The 1639-nt window shown below is 67.4% G+C and carries 1 protein-coding gene; it reads right to left on the minus strand.

Annotated elements, in window-relative coordinates; translation table 11 throughout:
* Positions 1–53: 53 nt before the first annotated feature.
* Positions 54–1556: an SIR2 family protein gene (locus OK17_RS21595; RefSeq protein WP_232718506.1), complete on the minus strand. Its 1503-nt coding sequence runs from the start codon at positions 1554–1556 to the stop codon at positions 54–56.
* Positions 1557–1639 lie beyond the last annotated feature (83 nt).

Consider the following 1639-nt stretch of genomic DNA (forward strand, 5'->3'; position numbering starts at 1 on the left):
TCGCCAGATCTGCCGAGCGGGAAGGAAACGGTTGCGCGGGAACGAGACCCGGCTCAGTGCCCGCGCAAGTTGCTGAGCGCGCTCTCCAACGGAGCCAGCAGCCCCGACCCCCCGCGCGTGTCTGCGGTCAGCCGGCGCGCGCTGGCGACGACCTCGCGGTCCCGCTCGTCGAGCAGTCCGTCGAACCGCTCGTCCAGAAGCCAGCGCGCGTCCGTCGCCGCGAAAGCGGCCACCGCGTCGAGGAACATTTCCATCCGACGGACACGGTCTTCACGTTCTTTACCCTCACAGACGAACCAGCGGAACTGATCCTTCCAGAGGTGTTGTCGCGCTTCGACGCCGGAGGTGTCGACGAATGTGCCCCGGATGGACTTCACCTTGCTTTTCTGCAGGTACTCGTCCACCTCCATCGCGAGGCGGATCACGTTTCCGTCGGACAGTGAAGCCCCGATGATGAGGACGTGCTTGGTCAACAGCAGCGCTTGCAGCAAGGAGCCGGCCGGTCGGGACTTGGCGTCGAACAATACGAAGTCCCGTCGTGTGAGCACGATGCTCGGCGACCGGTCGATGTCGCCATGCAGCTTCAGCAGCCACGGACGTTCCGCGTCGACGGCCTCCCACGGCAGGATCGTCGGACGCCGACGGCGGGTCGCCTCCACCGCCTTCTCGTAGAGGTCGTCGTAGTTGGTGGTGACAGCTTCGCGACAACCCATCCCGGCCAGCAGGGCGTGCGCGAGCGCCACCTTCTGCTTCCTGCCGATGATCTCGATGACGGCGTCGTTCAGCTTCTCGGCGCCGCCGAGTGCCGAAGCCAGATACTCCGCCTGGTCGAGTGCGTCGAGCTCCCCGAAGTCCTTGGGCAACTCGCCGCCGACTCGCTTGCCGAGCTCGGCGATCAACGTGCCCCAGCTCGGCAGTCCGGCCGCCATGCTGACCCCCGCACCGAGGAACAGCGCCAAGTGGCCGTTGGCCGCCAGCCCGCCGAGCCGACGCGCCTCGGCCATCTCGGCGTCGTCGAGTTCCCAGTGCTTCGACCCCTTCGCCTCCAGGTTGCGGCGGACATGCTTCGCGGCACTGAAGACGGCCGGGTCGGGCGTGACGAGAAGGATGTCGAGCCCAAGTGTCTGAGCCTCGGCCCGGAGGGTGTCGAGCAGTGCCCCGAGGATTGCCCCTCGGCGGTCGCCGAGTCCGCCGCGACCGATCCCCAGGACCGGCAGTGCGACGCGTCGGAGGGCGCGGCCGGCGGGCTTCTCGACGTCCGAAGAAGCGATATCCCTGAGAGTCTCCCGAAGTCTGCGGACGAGTTCGTCGTCGGTGAGCAGCTGCGCGTCGGCGACACTGAGGAACCACACGGGCTCGCCGGTTGCGCTGCGCCCGAACGGCGGCCGGGGCCAGTCCGCCGGTCGCGCGTGAACGGTGTCCCCGGCGACCGGCGACCAGTGCGATTCGACGACGAACGCAGAGTCTGTTGGGACGATGACGGCGTCGAAATCGAAGTTCTCGATCACGCCGTGTAGGACGAACAGATGCCCGGGGGCAGAGGGATTCTCAGACACGAGAAGACTCTAGAACGCCTCGGACAGCTGCCCTTCCCGCGGGACCGCTTCCTTCCCGCGGTGTCCGTTTCCTTCCCGCTCGC

Source organism: Gordonia sp. GN26, assembly GCF_054823965.1.